This is a genomic window from Enterobacter cancerogenus (assembly GCF_019047785.1).
GTDB lineage: Bacteria > Pseudomonadota > Gammaproteobacteria > Enterobacterales > Enterobacteriaceae > Enterobacter > Enterobacter cancerogenus.
Window position 1 is genome coordinate 1,239,023 of sequence record NZ_CP077290.1, and the last position, 14,906, is coordinate 1,253,928.

Genomic DNA, 14,906 nt, shown 5'->3' on the forward strand with positions numbered 1-14,906 from the left:
CATAATTCCTTGAAAAGGTATTGATTGGATCAATCAAAATGGGCACTAAACCGATGTACCGGCAGATAGCCGACGCGCTGCGTGAAAAAATCGCCAGCGGTGAGCTGAAGCCAGGCGATGCGCTACCGACGGAGTCAGCTCTCCAGCAGACCTTTGGCGTCAGCCGGGTTACGGTCCGGCAGGCCCTGAAGCTCCTCACCGAAGAGCACATCATCGAAAGCATTCAGGGCAGCGGCTCGTATGTGAAAGAGGAGCGCGTCAATTACGATATCTACCAGCTCACGGGCTTTTACGAGAAACTGGCCGACAGAAACATTGCCACGCACAGCGACGTCAAAATTTTTGAGGTGATAAAAGCCGATGCCTGGCTGGCCCAAAAACTGGATCTGATGCCTGAAGAGAAAGTCTGGCACGTCAAACGCGTGCGCTTTATCAAACATAAACCGGTGAATCTCGAAGAAACCTGGATGCCGCTGGCACTGTTTGCCGATCTGACCTGGGAGGTGATGGAAAACTCCAAATATCATTATATCGAGCAGGTCAAAAAGATGGTGATCGATCGCAGCGAGCAGGAAATCGTGCCGATCGTCCCCGACGCGGAGACCGTCAGGCTTCTGGGAATCGATCCGCATAAACCGGTTCTGGAAAAAATTTCCCGCGGCTTTTTACAGGACGGACGTCTGTTTGAATACAGCCGAAATATCTTTAATAGCGATGACTATCATTTCACATTGGTAGCAAAGCGTTTGCATTAGCACCCTGAGCGTTGACGTTAGTTAGCAATAACAACACAACGCTTTAATATTTTTCGGCTTAAATTATTTCTTTGTGTAGCCTTTTGTAAAACAACAAAGTTTAGACATTCATCCAGACAATATATTTTACGCTAAGCCCATCACATTTTATTTCCACCAGGCCGATTATTTCAAGCCAACATTTACTGCCCCGCCTGCGTTGCGGTAATATATTCAACACGATGATATCTTAGCCTCTTTTCTTTTTCCGCCAGACAATCCATTCTACTCTCGCGATATAATTTCCATTCAGCGACATTTGCATTTCTTATCCTTGACGGTGTTATCTCCACGTAAAAGGAAAAGAGAAATGAAATATGGAAAAATGGCTTTATTAGTCGCTGGATTGATTGGGAGCGGTTACCTGTATGCCGAAGACACCGCCCCACCCGCTTCGGCCTACACGAAAGAGATGAACGCCGCCGTATATCAGCAGCTCGACTTCAACGATAAACAGGATATAGAAGACGCAAAACGGGGATTTATCGCCTCGCTGTCCCCGCAAATGATTAAAAACGACCAGGGCAAAACCGTAATTAATCTCGACAACTGGTCGTTTTTAAAAGGCGAAGCCCCGGACACCGTTAACCCGTCGCTGTGGCGGCACGCCCAGCTCACGAACATTGCCGGCCTGTTTAAGGTTACCGACCGGATGTACCAGATCCGCGGGCTGGATATCTCCAACATGACCATTATCGAGGGCGACAGCGGGCTTATTATTATCGATCCGCTTGTCGTACCGGATTCAGCGCGCGCTGCGCTTGAACTCTATTATCAGCATCGCCCGAAAAAGCCAGTGGTCGCGGTCATTTACTCTCATAGCCATCTTGACCACTTTGGCGGTGTGACAGGTGTTGTGTCGGAAGCCGACGTCAACGCGGGGAAAGTGAAAATATTCGCCCCGGAAGGTTTTATGGAGGAGGCTTCCAGCGAGAATCTGCTGGCCGGGAACGCCATGAGCCGGCGGGCGCTGTTTATGTACGGCATGATGGTGAAGCAGGGTCCACAGGGGCACGTTGACGACGGCATCGGTAAAAGCATTGCCATTGGGCGCAACTCGCTCATCCCCCCCACCTATATTGTTAACGAATCGGGTAAACGGGTCACTATCGACGGCGTGGAGGTGGAGTTTATTTTAGCCCCCGGCACCGAGGCACCGTCAGAGATGATGCTCTGGTTCCCGCAAATGAAAGTTCTGAATGGTTCAGAACTCTTCAACGCCACGATGCACAACTTATACACCTTGCGCGGCGCGAAGGCCCGCAGCGCGGTTAACTGGTGGAAAGCGCTCAATTATGTGCTCGATAAATATGGCGATAGAGCGGAGATCGCCGTCAGTCAGCATCTGTGGCCGGTATGGAACAATGCCCGGGTGAAATCTTACATCGCGGCTCAGCGCGATATGTATAAATACATCAATGACCAGGCGCTTAACCTCATCAACAAAGGCTACAACATGGAGGAAGTCGCCGAGAACATGACGCTGCCTGATTCGCTGGCAAAAAGCTGGAAGAACCGCGGTTATTACGGCTCACTCAGCCACAATGCCAAAGCCATGTACATTTACTATATGGGCTGGTATGACAGCAATCCGGCAAAACTTCAGCCCCTACCCGATGTGAAATCCGCCCCTCGCTATATCCACATGATGGGCGGCGCGAAAAAGGTCTTTGAGGGTGCCAAACAGGCGATGTCCAGCGGCGAGTATCGCTGGGCCGCGCAGCTGCTGAATCACCTCATTTTCGCCGAGCCGGATAACAAGCAGGCCAAAGCGCTGCAGGCAGAGGTCTTCACCCAGCTTGCTTACCAGAGTGAAAACGCTATCTGGCGCAATGAGTATCTCTCAGGGGCGAAAGAGTTGCGTGATGGCGTTCCGGCTATTCCGGTCTCAAGTACGCTCGACAGCGAACTGACGGCGCGCATTGAACCTGAAGCGCTGCTGGATTATATGGGCGTTGCGCTTAATGGACCGAAAGCCAACAATAAAACCCTGCACTTTAACTGGCAGGTTTCAGAGGGTTCAACCTATGGGATCGCGTTAAATAATAGCGTTATTGTTTATCACAAAAATAAGCCATTTAACGACCCGGCCTTTACCCTGACTTCTGACGTCGTCAATTTCTCGCATCTGCTCACGAAAGCCACTTCGCTAAATGAGGCTATGCGTAATAAATCGGTTGAATTAAAGGGCAACCCGGATGCCTGTGAACAACTGCTTTCCCTGATCGACGTATTCCCTTCCATGTTTAATATTGTGACCCCTTAACCTCTGGCACCTCCCGCCTTAACTACGCGGGAGGTTTTTTTATAAATAAGGAGGCGCTATGCGAAGCTCCAGTAAAAGTCTGATTGTCGCACTGATAGTTTTATTATGTGGTTTACTCCTCATTTTATTGCCGCTGGTTGCGAAGGCTGATAATGCGCGCGACTGGCAAAATTTACCGAAGGATAAAAACCTTATTTTTGGCTATTACAATAACGTTAAAAGCAACACCGATATCAGTAGTGCCCTGCCGGTCGATGGCGTTAGCGTGGATGCGGACGTTTATATATTCCGTTACGCGCGCACGTTTGACATTGACGGGCGCATTTCCGCCATCCAGATCATTCAGCCTTACGCCAGCGTGAGCGCCTCGCTGGATAATTCCCGCTATTTCACCGGCTCGCTGGAGCATGAAAATATCGGCGATACGCAGGTTATTTTCGCCCATAACCTGTTTGGCGCGCCCGCGCTTAGTGAAGAACAGTTCCGTCAGTGGAAGCCGGAGACCTTCCTCAGCGCGGCGTTCTGGCTCACGCTGCCCACCGGGGATTATGACCGTAATAATACAATTAACATTGGCGCTAACCGCTGGGGCTTTAAGCCCGAACTGGCGTTCGGCACCCCTGTTGGTCACAGCTGGATCGAGCTAAACAGCTGGATCAATTTTTATACGGATAACAAGGAGTATCAGCAAAACAGCAGGCTTGAACAGCGTCCGCTGTACGCACTGGAAGGGCACTGGAGCTACACTCTCTCCCCTGCGTTCTGGCTTTCACTGGACGGCAGCTGGGCCAAAGGCGGCGAAACGCGCGTAGACGGCGTGCTTCAGGACGATGAGCAGGAAAACGTTCTGCTTGGTGGAACGGTGGGCTTTATGCTTAGCCCGCATTTTGGCGGCATGGTGGCGTATACCGATACCGTCGATCGGCGTGAGGGGTCGCCGGATGTCGCTACCTGGACATTCAGACTCCAGTATCTCTGGTAAGGAGAAGACGATGCGCTATTTCTTTCCTTGCCTCGTCGCGCTTCTTATACCGCTATCAAGCGGTGCCGCCACCGATGACGCGATAGAAAAGGCCACTAATCCGCTGCACCTTTCCACCTCCGTGGCGTTACAGGACTACTACACGCCTGAGCTTTACGGCAGCGACCGTCATACCAACGACACCCTTTTCCGGATGACCACGCCCGTTGCAGCGAACGATCTGGTGCCGGTACCGCAGATTTTACGCATGACGGTGCCGCTTGCCACACGACCGCAGCCGGGTGGCGGCTACGCAACGGGACTCGGCGATATCAACCTCTTTGACATTTTTCTGCTCAAGCAGGACGGCATTAAGCTGGGCATCGGCCCTCTGTTAACCGCCAACTCCGCTGCGCACGACGATACCGGCACCGGCAAGTGGCAGGCGGGCCTCTCGGCCATTGCCATCAAATCGACGCCCGTCTGGATGGCGGGCACGCTTGTCCAGTGGCAAACGAGCGTGGCGGGCGACAGCGATCGCGACGACGTCCAAACCGGTACGTTTCAGCCGATCATGGTCCTCAAAATGCCGGAGGGCTGGTATCTGCGTACGTCGGGGATCTGGACCTGGAACATGGAGACTGATGACTACGCCATTCCCGTGGGGCTTGGCGGAGGGCGAGCCTGGAGCGTGGGATCAAATGTGGTGAGCGCGTTCCTTGAGCCGCAGTGGACGGTGGCGCATAAAGGCGATTATCAGCCCGAGCTGACGTTTTTTGCTGGCGTCAGCGTTGTAATGTAAAAAAAGGCCGCTTTTCAGCGGCCAACCATGTCGAAACGGACATTTTGTTATATCAAGCTCCCCATTCAGAGAGCAGAGAGGATTTACTTAATGATGGATTTCAGTGCTTCACCGATATCCGCCAGGCTGCGAACGGTCTTCACGCCTGCGGCTTCCAGTGCTGCGAATTTCTCGTCTGCGGTCCCTTTACCGCCGGCGATAATCGCCCCTGCGTGACCCATACGTTTGCCTTTCGGCGCAGTCACGCCTGCGATATAGCCCACAACCGGTTTGGTCACGTTTTCTTTAATGTAAGCAGCCGCTTCTTCTTCCGCGCTTCCGCCGATCTCGCCGATCATCACGATCGCTTCGGTCTGCGGATCTTCCTGGAACAGCTTCAGGATGTCGATGAAGTTAGAGCCAGGGATCGGGTCACCGCCGATGCCCACACAGGTGGACTGGCCGAAACCGTAGTCGGTGGTCTGCTTAACGGCTTCATAAGTCAGGGTACCAGAGCGGGAAACGATGCCCACTTTGCCCGGCTTGTGAATGTGGCCTGGCATGATGCCGATTTTGCATTCACCCGGGGTGATGACGCCTGGGCAGTTCGGGCCAATCATACGCACGCCCGCTTCATCCAGCTTGACCTTCACGGTCAGCATATCCAGCGTCGGGATACCTTCGGTGATGGTGATAATCAGCTTGATACCCGCATCGATCGCTTCCAGGATGGAGTCTTTGCAGAACGGTGCCGGAACGTAGATCACGGTCGCGGTCGCGCCCGTCGCTTCTACCGCTTCACGCACGGTATTAAATACCGGCAGGCCCAGGTGCGTGGTGCCGCCTTTACCTGGCGTCACGCCGCCAACCATCTGCGTACCGTAGGCAATCGCCTGTTCGGAGTGGAAAGTCCCCTGGCTACCGGTGAAGCCCTGGCAGATAACCTTGGTATCTTTATTAATTAAAACTGACATTATTTCCCCTCCACTGCGGCAACAACCTGCTGAGCTGCATCCGTCAGACTTTTCGCTGCAATAATATTCAGGCCGCTGTCAGCCAGTTTTTTCGCGCCAAGTTCAGCGTTGTTACCTTCCAGACGCACAACCACCGGCACGTTAACACCCACTTCTTCCACCGCACCGATAATGCCGTCGGCAATCAGGTCGCAGCGAACGATACCGCCGAAGATGTTCACCAGAACGGCCTTCACGTTGTCGTCAGAGAGGATGATTTTGAACGCTTCGGTCACGCGCTCTTTGGTTGCGCCACCGCCCACGTCGAGGAAGTTTGCCGGTTCGCCACCGTGCAGCTTAACGATGTCCATGGTGCCCATTGCCAGGCCCGCACCGTTAACCATGCAGCCGATGTTGCCATCCAGCGCCACGTAGTTCAGTTCCCACTGTGCAGCCTGCGCTTCACGCGGATCTTCCTGAGACTGGTCGCGCATTTCGCGCAGATCGGCCTGGCGGAACAGCGCGTTGCCGTCTGCACCCAGCTTGCCGTCGAGGCAGATCAGGTCGCCCTGCGTGGTGATCACCAGCGGGTTGATTTCGATCAGCGCCAGGTCGCGCTCGAGGAAGATATTCGCCAGACCCATGAAGATCTTGGTGAACTGCTGGACCAGCTTGCCTTCCAGACCCAGTTTGAACGCCAGCTCACGTCCCTGGTAAGGCATAGGGCCTGCCAGCGGATCGATAGCCACTTTGTGGATCAGGTGCGGGGTCTCTTCCGCCACTTTTTCGATTTCCACGCCGCCTTCAGTAGACGCCATGAACACCACGCGACGGGAGCTACGGTCAACAACCGCGCCCAGGTACAGCTCTTTTGCGATATCGGTCGCAGCTTCAACCAGGATCTGGTTTACCGGCTGGCCGTTGGCATCCGTTTGGTACGTCACCAGACGCTTGCCCAGCCAGTGTTCAGCGAACGCGCGGATCTCTTCTTTGCTCTTAACAACCTTCACACCGCCCGCTTTACCACGGCCACCAGCGTGAACCTGACATTTAACTACCCACGGGCCAGCGCCAATTTTGGAAGCGGCTTCTTCTGCTTCACGCGGAGTAGTACAGGCATAACCCACCGGAGCCGGTAAGCCATACCGGGCAAACAGCTGTTTGGCCTGATATTCATGTAAGTTCATGTGTTCTATCCATCCTTCAGGGTAATCGTTATCTTTTAACCTGTAGACCGGCGCGTTCTGAGCGCCGCATGGCGCTACGCTTATCCGGCCTACAGGGCAGGTGATGCAAAACTACTACACGTCCAGCAGCAGACGCGTTGGGTCTTCCAGCAGCTCTTTAATGGCGACCAGGAAGCCCACGGACTCGCGGCCGTCGATCAGACGGTGATCGTAAGAGAGTGCCAGGTACATCATCGGCAGGATCTCAACTTTACCGTCTACCGCCATAGGACGATCTTTGATGGCATGCATGCCGAGGATCGCGCTCTGTGGCGGGTTAATGATTGGAGTGGACATCAGCGAACCAAATACGCCGCCGTTGGTAATGGTGAAGTTACCGCCGGTCAGGTCGTCGACGGTCAGCTTGCCGTCACGGCCTTTCACGGCCAGCTCTTTGATTTTCTTCTCGATGTCTGCCATGCCCAGGGTGTCTACGTCGCGCAGAACCGGCGTGACCAGACCACGCGGGGTCGATACCGCCATGCTGACGTCGAAGTAGTTGTGATAAACCACGTCGTCGCCATCAATAGAGGCATTCACTTCCGGGTAGCGTTTCAGCGCTTCAACCACCGCCTTCACGTAGAAGGACATAAAGCCCAGACGGATACCGTGACGTTTTTCAAACGCGTCACCGTACTGCTTACGCAGGTCCATGATGGGCTTCATGTTCACTTCGTTGAAGGTGGTCAGCATCGCGGTAGAGTTTTTCGCTTCCAGCAGACGCTCGGCCACACGCTTACGCAGGCGGGTCATCGGCACGCGTTTTTCACTACGGGCACCCAGAGCAGGCTGTGCTGCTGGTGCAGTCGCAGGCGCTTTCGCTTCAGAAGGCGCTTTCGCCAGATGCTTCTCAACGTCTTCACGGGTCAGTCGACCACCCACGCCGGTGCCTTTGATGGCGGACGCGTCGAGAGTGTGCTCGGCCAGCAGACGACGGATCGCCGGGCTGAGCGCGTCGTTAGACTGCTCTTCCAGAGAAGCCTGCTGACGCTGCGCCGGGGTAGAGGCTTTCTCTTCCGTTTTGGCGCTCGACTCTTTGCCCGCGCTGTTGCCTTCACGCAGGCGACCGAGGATCTGGCGAGAGGTGACGGTTGTACCTTCATCTTCCAGCACTGCGTCCAGAATGCCATCCGCCGATGCCGGTACTTCCAGTACCACTTTGTCAGTTTCGATTTCTACCAGCACTTCATCACGCTTAACGCTATCGCCCGGTTTTTTATGCCAGGTGGCAACAGTCGCATCTGCTACGGATTCAGGCAGGTCGGGAACAAGAATATCTACGCTACTCATTATGTATCCTTTAATTAATCGACGTTCAGCGCGTCATTGACCAGATCTTGTTGCTGCTTCTGGTGAACGGACATATACCCTACCGCCGGAGAGGCGGAGGCCGGGCGACCTGCGTAACGCAGGGCAGACCCAAATGGAATCACTTCACGGAAATGATGCTGGCTGCAGTACCATGCGCCCTGGTTGAGCGGCTCTTCCTGGCACCAGACAAAATCATGGACGTGAGCATACTGTTTCAGCACTTCCTGCATCGCCTGATGCGGGAACGGATAAAGCTGTTCGATACGCACGATGGCGACATCTTTCTGATCGTTCTTGCGGCGCTGTTCCAGCAGGTCGTAATAAACCTTACCAGAACACATCACAACGCGCTTCACGCCCTTCGGATCCAGTTCGTCGATTTCACCGATGGCCGGCAGGAAGGTGCCGTTCGCCAGTTCGTCGAGGCTGGACACCGCCAGCGGATGACGCAGCAGCGATTTCGGCGACATCACCACCAGTGGACGGCGCATACCGCGCAGCGCCTGACGACGCAGCATGTGGTAAACCTGAGCCGGGGTCGATGGTACGCAGACCTGCATGTTCTGCTCGGCGCAGAGCTGCAGATAACGCTCCAGACGCGCGGAGGAGTGCTCCGGTCCCTGCCCTTCGTAACCGTGTGGCAGCAGCATCACCAGGCCACACATACGGCCCCACTTCTGTTCGCCAGAAGAGATGAACTGGTCGATAACCACCTGCGCACCGTTGGCGAAGTCACCAAACTGCGCTTCCCAGATGGTCAGGGTGCGAGGTTCTGCGGTCGCGTAACCGTACTCGAATGCCAGAACCGCTTCTTCAGACAGCACGGAGTCCCAGACCCGGAACTGGCCCTGACCGTTATGCACGTGCTGCAGCGGGGTATAGGTTGAACCGTTGGTCTGGTTATGCACAACCGCGTGGCGGTGGAAGAAGGTACCGCGACCCGCATCCTCACCGGAAAGACGAACAGGGATACCTTCGTCAACCAGCGTGGCATAGGCCAGCGTTTCCGCCCCGCCCCAGTCGAACAGCTTCTCACCTGCCGCCATGGACTGGCGATCGCCATAGATTTTTGCTACGCGAGACTGCATCTCGATAGCGTCAGGCACGGTGCTAATGCGTTTAGCCAGCTCCTGCAGGCGCTTCATCTCGACCTTGTTCGGGTAGCTCTCATCCCACTCGTGGTTGAGGTACGGCGACCAGGTAAAGGAGTGCATGTTCATCGGACGCAGCTCTTTCACAACGCATTCACCTGCATCCAGCGCGTCACGGTAAAGATTGACCAGCTCGGTCGCATCTTCCAGCGTCGCCACTTTTTCGGCTTCAAGCCGGTCGGCATAAATTTTGCGCGGCGTTGGGTGTTTTTTGATTTTCTGGTACATCAACGGCTGGGTTGCGCTTGGCTCGTCAGCTTCGTTGTGGCCGTGACGGCGGTAGCAGAACAGGTCGATCAGCACGTCGCGTTTGAAGGTATTACGGTAGTCCAGCGCCAGACGGGTGACGAAGGCCACTGCTTCCGGATCGTCCGCGTTGACGTGGAAGATTGGCGCCTGCACCATCTTACCGATGTCGGTACAATACGGCGTAGAACGCGCATCCAGCGGGTTAGAGGTAGTGAAGCCCACCTGGTTGTTGATCACGATGCGAACGGTACCGCCCACTTCGTAACCCCGCGCTTTGGACATGTTCAGGGTCTCCTGAACCACGCCCTGACCGGTAATCGCCGCATCACCGTGAATGGTAATCGGCAGCACTTTATTGCTGCTCGGCTCGTCAAGACGATCCAGACGCGCGCGCACCGAACCAATGACGACCGGGCTTACGATTTCGAGGTGCGACGGGTTAAACGCCAGCGCCAGGTGAACCTGACCGCCTTCGGTTTCGATATCTGACGAGAAGCCCATGTGGTACTTCACGTCACCGGTGCCGAGATGTTCTTTGTGTTTACCCGCGAATTCGTCGAACAGGTCCTGAGGCTTTTTGCCCAGCACGTTGACCAGCACGTTCAGACGACCACGGTGCGCCATGCCCAGCACCACTTCACGGGTGCCGCTCTTGCCCGCATGGCGGATCAGCTCTTTGAGCATCGGGACTAACGCATCGCCGCCTTCCAGCGAGAAGCGTTTTGCGCCCGGGAATTTTGCGCCCAGATAGCGCTCAAGCCCTTCTGCTGCGGTCAACTCACCCAGGAAGCGCTTTTTCTCTTCATGAGAGAAGGTGGCGTGCCCCGCCACGGATTCGATACGCTGCTGGATCCAGCGCTTCTCTTCGGTGGAGGTAATGTGCATATATTCCGCGCCGATGGAGCCGCAGTAAGTCTGCTTGAGCGCGTCAATCAACTCGCCCAGCTTCATCGTATCTTTGCCGATGGCAAACGAACCTACGTTAAAGGTTTCCTGGAAATCGGCCTCGGTCAGATCGTGGAAGGCCGGATCGAGATCCGCCACACGTTCTTGCTGCCACAGTCCCAGCGGATCGAGATTCGCATGCTGGTGACCACGGAAGCGATAAGCGTTAATAAGCTGCAGGACTTTAACCTGCTTCGCATTGGTGTCAGGGTCGGAAATCGCAGAAGAGTAACGTGAGGCATCCTTCGCCAGACGACGGAAATAATCACGTGTTTTGGAATGGAATTGATCCGGTTTGACCCCTGTACCAGGCAACTGCTGGAACATGGAACGCCAGTTTGCGTCCACTGAGTCAGGATCGGTTAAGAAGTCTTCATAGAGCTGTTCTATCCAGCTCTGGTTTGCACCAGAGAGGTAAGAAGAGTCCAGCCAGGCTTTCATTGCGCCGTTCTGCATCGTGATCCCTTAAGCATTTTATGCTTACTTTCGCCGTAGAAACTACCACGTACAACACGTACGTGCCGGGGTTCACCTGCGAGCTCTTTCTGGCCCGCGAAGGAACCTTTAGAAACTGTCTTAAGGGTTTCCCCTCACCCCGACCCTCTCCCATAGGAGAGGGGGAATGTCGTCGGCAGTTTTTAAAGATTTCCTGCAATCTATTCCCTCTCCCTTGGGGAGAGGGTTAGGGTGAGGGGAACAGCGCCCCCTCTTATGACTTACGCACTGCGCTGCAGCAGCATCGACTTAATATGGCCGATGGCGCGCGTCGGGTTCAGCCCCTTAGGACACACACTGACGCAGTTCATGATGCTATGGCAGCGGAATACGCTGAAAGCGTCACTTAATCCTTCCAGACGGTTATCGGTTTCGGTGTCGCGGCTATCGATCAGGAAGCGATAGGCAGCCAGCAGACCAGCCGGGCCGATAAATTTGTCCGGGTTCCACCAGAACGATGGGCACGACGTCGAGCAACATGCACAGAGAATACACTCATACAATCCATCGAGTTTTTCACGCTGCTCGGGTGACTGTAAGTGCTCACGAGCAGGAGGATTTTGCCCATTATTCAACAAGTAAGGCTTAATCTTCTCATATTGTGCATAGAATTGCCCCATGTCTACCACCAAATCGCGCACGACCGGCAGGCCTGGCAGAGGACGGATAACAATTTTCTGACCAGGACGCTGCAACGCTGAAATTGGCGTAATACAGGCCAGGCCATTTTTTCCGTTCATGTTCACGCCATCGGAGCCACACACCCCCTCACGGCAGGAACGGCGGAACGACAGTGTCGGATCTTTTTCTTTCAGCTGCATTAAGGCATCCAGCAGCATCATGTCACGACCTTCTTCCGCGTCCAGGGTGTAATCCTGCATACGCGGCGCATCGTCTACATCCGGGTTATAACGATAAACTGAGAATTCGAGTTTCATTGTCCTGTCTCCGCATTAATAAGTACGAATCTTCGGCGGGAATGCCGGACGCAGTTTCGGTTCCATGTTAACGCTACGACGCGTCATGGTTTCCGACTCTGGCAGATACAGGGAATGGCACAGCCAGTTTTCGTCATCACGATCCGGGAAGTCGAAGCGGCTATGCGCGCCACGGCTTTCGGTACGGAAGTTTGCCGACACCGCAGTGGCGTAGGCCGTTTCCATCAGGTTATCCAGCTCCAGACACTCAACGCGCTGGGTATTGAACTCGCTGGAGGTATCATCCAGACGGGCATTTTTCAGACGCTCGCGGATCGCTTTCAGCTGCTCAAGGCCTTTCGCCATCGCGTCGCCTTCACGGAATACCGAGAAGTTGTGCTGCATACATTCCTGCAGCGCTTTACGGATTTCCACCGGATCTTCACCGTTACGGTTGCCGTTCCAGCGGTTGAGGCGCTCGAGGGAGGCATCGATTTCAGCGTCGGTAGCGTCAAGCAGGTCGCCCTGCTCGGCAATGGATTCCTGCAGATGCAGGCCCACCGCACGGCCAAACACCACCAGGTCCAGCAGGGAGTTGCCGCCCAGACGGTTAGCGCCGTGTACCGACACGCAGGCGATTTCGCCGACGGCAAACAGGCCAGGGATCACCACGTCTTCGCCCTGCTCGTTCACGGTCAGCGCCTGACCGGTCACTTTGGTCGGAATGCCGCCCATCATGTAGTGGCAGGTTGGGATAACCGGGATAGGTTCTTTAACCGGGTCAACGTGGGCGAAGGTGCGGGACAGCTCCAGAATGCCCGGCAGGCGAGATTCCAGTACCTCTTTACCCAGGTGGTCGAGCTTCAGCTTCGCGTGTGGACCCCATGGGCCATCGCAGCCGCGGCCTTCGCGGATTTCGATCATGATGGAACGCGCCACCACGTCACGACCCGCCAGGTCTTTCGCATTCGGGGCATAACGCTCCATGAAGCGCTCGCCGTGTTTGTTCAGCAGGTAGCCACCTTCACCACGGCAGCCTTCCGTCACCAGAACCCCCGCGCCGGCGATACCGGTTGGGTGGAACTGCCACATCTCCATATCCTGCACCGGCACGCCCGCGCGGATAGCCATCCCCACGCCGTCACCGGTGTTAATGTGGGCGTTGGTGGTTGACTGATAAATACGCCCTGCACCGCCGGTAGCCAGCACGGTTGCACGCGCTTTGAAGTAGACGACCTCACCGGTCTCGATGCACAGTGCGGTACAGCCCACGACTGCGCCATCGGCGTTTTTCACCAGATCCAGCGCATACCACTCAGAGAAGATGGTGGTGTGGTTTTTCAGGTTTTGCTGATACAGAGTGTGCAACAGCGCGTGGCCGGTACGGTCCGCCGCCGCTGCGGTACGTGCCGCCTGCTCGCCGCCGAAATCTTTCGACTGACCGCCAAACGGACGTTGATAGATGGTGCCATTTTCCAGACGGGAGAACGGCAGGCCCATGTGGTCCAGCTCCAGAATCGCTTCCGGGCCGGTTTTACACATATATTCGATGGCATCCTGGTCACCGATGTAGTCGGAACCTTTTACCGTGTCGTACATGTGCCATTCCCAGTTATCTTCATGGGTATTACCGAGCGCCACGGTGATACCACCCTGGGCTGATACGGTATGGGAACGGGTCGGGAACACTTTAGAGAGCAGCGCACAGGTCTGGCCGCTCTGGGAAATTTGCAGCGCTGCGCGCATACCTGCGCCACCAGCACCAATCACGACAGCATCAAATTCTCTGACTGGCAGTTTCATTACACACCCCACACCACAACGAATCCATAAATAACGTAAACCACCAGTGCAACGACAATTGCCAGCTGCAGAGGGAGGCGAATGGCCAGAGGTTTAACGTAATCGGTCAACACCTGCCACATGCCAATCCAGGCATGGATAAGGATGGAGAACAGCGCCAGCAGGGTAAACACTTTGGTGAAGGCCGATCCGAAGAAACCACTCCAGAGCTCCCACGTCAGCGTGCCGCTGGTCGCGAAGAAACCGATCATATAGATGATGTAAAGCGTGAGGACGATGGCGGTAGCGCGGACCAGAATGAAGTCATGTACGCCGTTGCGTCCTAATGCGGAGGCGTTGCTTACCATACGAGAACTCCTGCAAGAATTGAAAGCACGACAGTCAATACAAATGAAATGTTAGCGGAGCGTTTCCCGGCCTCGAAGGTCTCTTCCAGATAGCCGAAATCCATCAGCATATGGCGTACGCCGCCTACGACGTGGTATGCCAGCGCGGTCAGAATGCCCCACATGATAAATTTCACGAAGAAGCTGTTCATAATGGCGGAGGCCTGGAGGAATCCTTCAGGAGACGAGAGGCTGGTTCCCAGTAGCCACAGCAAAATACCGACCGCCACAAACGTAATCACACCGGATACGCGGTGCAGAATGGACGCTATTGCTGTTACAGGGAATCGGATCGTTTTGAGATCCAGATTGACAGGTCTTTGTTTTTTCACGTTTCTTATCATGAATAACGCCCACATGCTGTTCTTATTGTTTCCTTCCTCCGGACTGCGATGCGGGTCAGACAGCGTTCCTTTTCTATAACTGCGCGTCATGCAAAACATTGCTTCCAAATGCTAAAACGACACGTTACAACGCTGGGTGGCTCGGGATTGCAGGGTGTTCCGGAGACCTGGCGGCAGTATAGGCCGTTCACAAAATCATTACAATTAACCTACATACAGTTTGTCGGGTTTTCTCTGGAACAGTGATCCGGGTCACGATAACAACATCTTTTTAATTTTTAATCATCTGATTTGACAAATGTTAAACAATATTGTTACAAACGT

12 protein-coding genes are annotated in these 14,906 nt (G+C 54.8%); 4 read left to right on the plus strand and 8 right to left on the minus strand.

Going from position 1 to position 14,906, the window contains the following annotated elements:
- The first annotated feature begins 38 nt into the window (after positions 1–38).
- The 4 genes from I6L58_RS05775 to I6L58_RS05790 all read left to right on the plus strand — a co-directional run bounded on the left by I6L58_RS05775 (position 39) and on the right by I6L58_RS05790 (position 4,823).
- The gene (locus I6L58_RS05775) at positions 39–755 is read left to right on the plus strand and encodes a GntR family transcriptional regulator (protein ID WP_006177203.1); all 717 of its coding nucleotides are present in this window, start codon (positions 39–41) and stop codon (positions 753–755) included.
- A 349-nt stretch (positions 756–1,104) separates the two neighbouring features.
- Entirely contained in the window at positions 1,105–3,060 is a 1,956-nt protein-coding gene (locus I6L58_RS05780; RefSeq protein ID WP_088207667.1) for an alkyl/aryl-sulfatase, read from the plus strand.
- Positions 3,061–3,118: 58 nt separating this feature from the next.
- Entirely contained in the window at positions 3,119–4,042 is a 924-nt protein-coding gene (locus I6L58_RS05785) for a transporter (protein ID WP_088207668.1), read from the plus strand.
- 10 nt (positions 4,043–4,052) lie between these two features.
- Positions 4,053–4,823, plus strand: coding sequence for a hypothetical protein (locus I6L58_RS05790; RefSeq protein WP_088207669.1), 771 nt, complete (start codon positions 4,053–4,055; stop codon positions 4,821–4,823).
- Positions 4,824–4,906: 83 nt separating this feature from the next.
- On the opposite strand, the gene sucD is transcribed toward I6L58_RS05790, so the two are convergent.
- The 8 genes from sucD to sdhC all read right to left on the minus strand — a co-directional run bounded on the left by sucD (position 4,907) and on the right by sdhC (position 14,597).
- Complete coding sequence (gene sucD / locus I6L58_RS05795) at positions 4,907–5,776, minus strand: succinate--CoA ligase subunit alpha (RefSeq protein ID WP_006177198.1); 870 nt, start codon at positions 5,774–5,776, stop codon at positions 4,907–4,909.
- Positions 5,776–6,942 carry an ADP-forming succinate--CoA ligase subunit beta gene (gene sucC / locus I6L58_RS05800; protein WP_058610549.1) on the minus strand — a complete coding sequence of 389 codons (1,167 nt, stop codon included), beginning with the start codon at positions 6,940–6,942 and terminating at the stop codon, positions 5,776–5,778. The genes sucD and sucC overlap by 1 nt, the downstream gene beginning before the upstream one ends.
- 114 nt (positions 6,943–7,056) lie before the next feature.
- Positions 7,057–8,271 (minus strand): 2-oxoglutarate dehydrogenase complex dihydrolipoyllysine-residue succinyltransferase, encoded by a 1,215-nt coding sequence (gene odhB, locus I6L58_RS05805; protein ID WP_088207670.1) that lies wholly within the window; start codon positions 8,269–8,271, stop codon positions 7,057–7,059.
- A 14-nt stretch (positions 8,272–8,285) separates the two neighbouring features.
- Entirely contained in the window at positions 8,286–11,093 is a 2,808-nt protein-coding gene (gene sucA, locus I6L58_RS05810) for a 2-oxoglutarate dehydrogenase E1 component (protein WP_006177195.1), read from the minus strand.
- A gap of 260 nt (positions 11,094–11,353) precedes the next feature.
- Complete coding sequence (locus I6L58_RS05815; RefSeq protein WP_058610547.1) at positions 11,354–12,070, minus strand: succinate dehydrogenase iron-sulfur subunit; 717 nt, start codon at positions 12,068–12,070, stop codon at positions 11,354–11,356.
- Positions 12,071–12,085: 15 nt separating this feature from the next.
- Positions 12,086–13,852 carry a succinate dehydrogenase flavoprotein subunit gene (gene sdhA / locus I6L58_RS05820; RefSeq protein WP_006177193.1) on the minus strand — a complete coding sequence of 589 codons (1,767 nt, stop codon included), beginning with the start codon at positions 13,850–13,852 and terminating at the stop codon, positions 12,086–12,088.
- Entirely contained in the window at positions 13,852–14,199 is a 348-nt protein-coding gene (sdhD, locus tag I6L58_RS05825; RefSeq protein WP_006177192.1) for a succinate dehydrogenase membrane anchor subunit, read from the minus strand. Before sdhD ends, sdhA begins: the two co-directional genes overlap by 1 nt.
- Positions 14,193–14,597, minus strand: a complete 405-nt coding sequence (gene sdhC / locus I6L58_RS05830) for a succinate dehydrogenase cytochrome b556 subunit (RefSeq protein WP_006177191.1) — start codon at positions 14,595–14,597, stop codon at positions 14,193–14,195. The genes sdhD and sdhC overlap by 7 nt, the downstream gene beginning before the upstream one ends.
- Positions 14,598–14,906 lie beyond the last annotated feature (309 nt).

Excerpts from the sequence above, each read along its gene's own strand:
- sdhD (WP_006177192.1), bottom strand. The coding sequence starts at position 14,199 with ATGGTAAGCAACGCCTCCGCATTAGGACGCAACGGCGTACATGACTTC.
- sdhC (WP_006177191.1), bottom strand. The coding sequence starts at position 14,597 with ATGTGGGCGTTATTCATGATAAGAAACGTGAAAAAACAAAGACCTGTC.
- sucD (WP_006177198.1), bottom strand. The coding sequence starts at position 5,776 with ATGTCAGTTTTAATTAATAAAGATACCAAGGTTATCTGCCAGGGCTTC.
- I6L58_RS05780 (WP_088207667.1), top strand. The coding sequence starts at position 1,105 with ATGAAATATGGAAAAATGGCTTTATTAGTCGCTGGATTGATTGGGAGC.
- I6L58_RS05785 (WP_088207668.1), top strand. The coding sequence starts at position 3,119 with ATGCGAAGCTCCAGTAAAAGTCTGATTGTCGCACTGATAGTTTTATTA.
- sdhA (WP_006177193.1), bottom strand. The coding sequence starts at position 13,852 with ATGAAACTGCCAGTCAGAGAATTTGATGCTGTCGTGATTGGTGCTGGT.
- I6L58_RS05790 (WP_088207669.1), top strand. The coding sequence starts at position 4,053 with ATGCGCTATTTCTTTCCTTGCCTCGTCGCGCTTCTTATACCGCTATCA.
- sucC (WP_058610549.1), bottom strand. The coding sequence starts at position 6,942 with ATGAACTTACATGAATATCAGGCCAAACAGCTGTTTGCCCGGTATGGC.
- I6L58_RS05775 (WP_006177203.1), top strand. The coding sequence starts at position 39 with ATGGGCACTAAACCGATGTACCGGCAGATAGCCGACGCGCTGCGTGAA.
- sucA (WP_006177195.1), bottom strand. The coding sequence starts at position 11,093 with ATGCAGAACGGCGCAATGAAAGCCTGGCTGGACTCTTCTTACCTCTCT.
- odhB (WP_088207670.1), bottom strand. The coding sequence starts at position 8,271 with ATGAGTAGCGTAGATATTCTTGTTCCCGACCTGCCTGAATCCGTAGCA.
- I6L58_RS05815 (WP_058610547.1), bottom strand. The coding sequence starts at position 12,070 with ATGAAACTCGAATTCTCAGTTTATCGTTATAACCCGGATGTAGACGAT.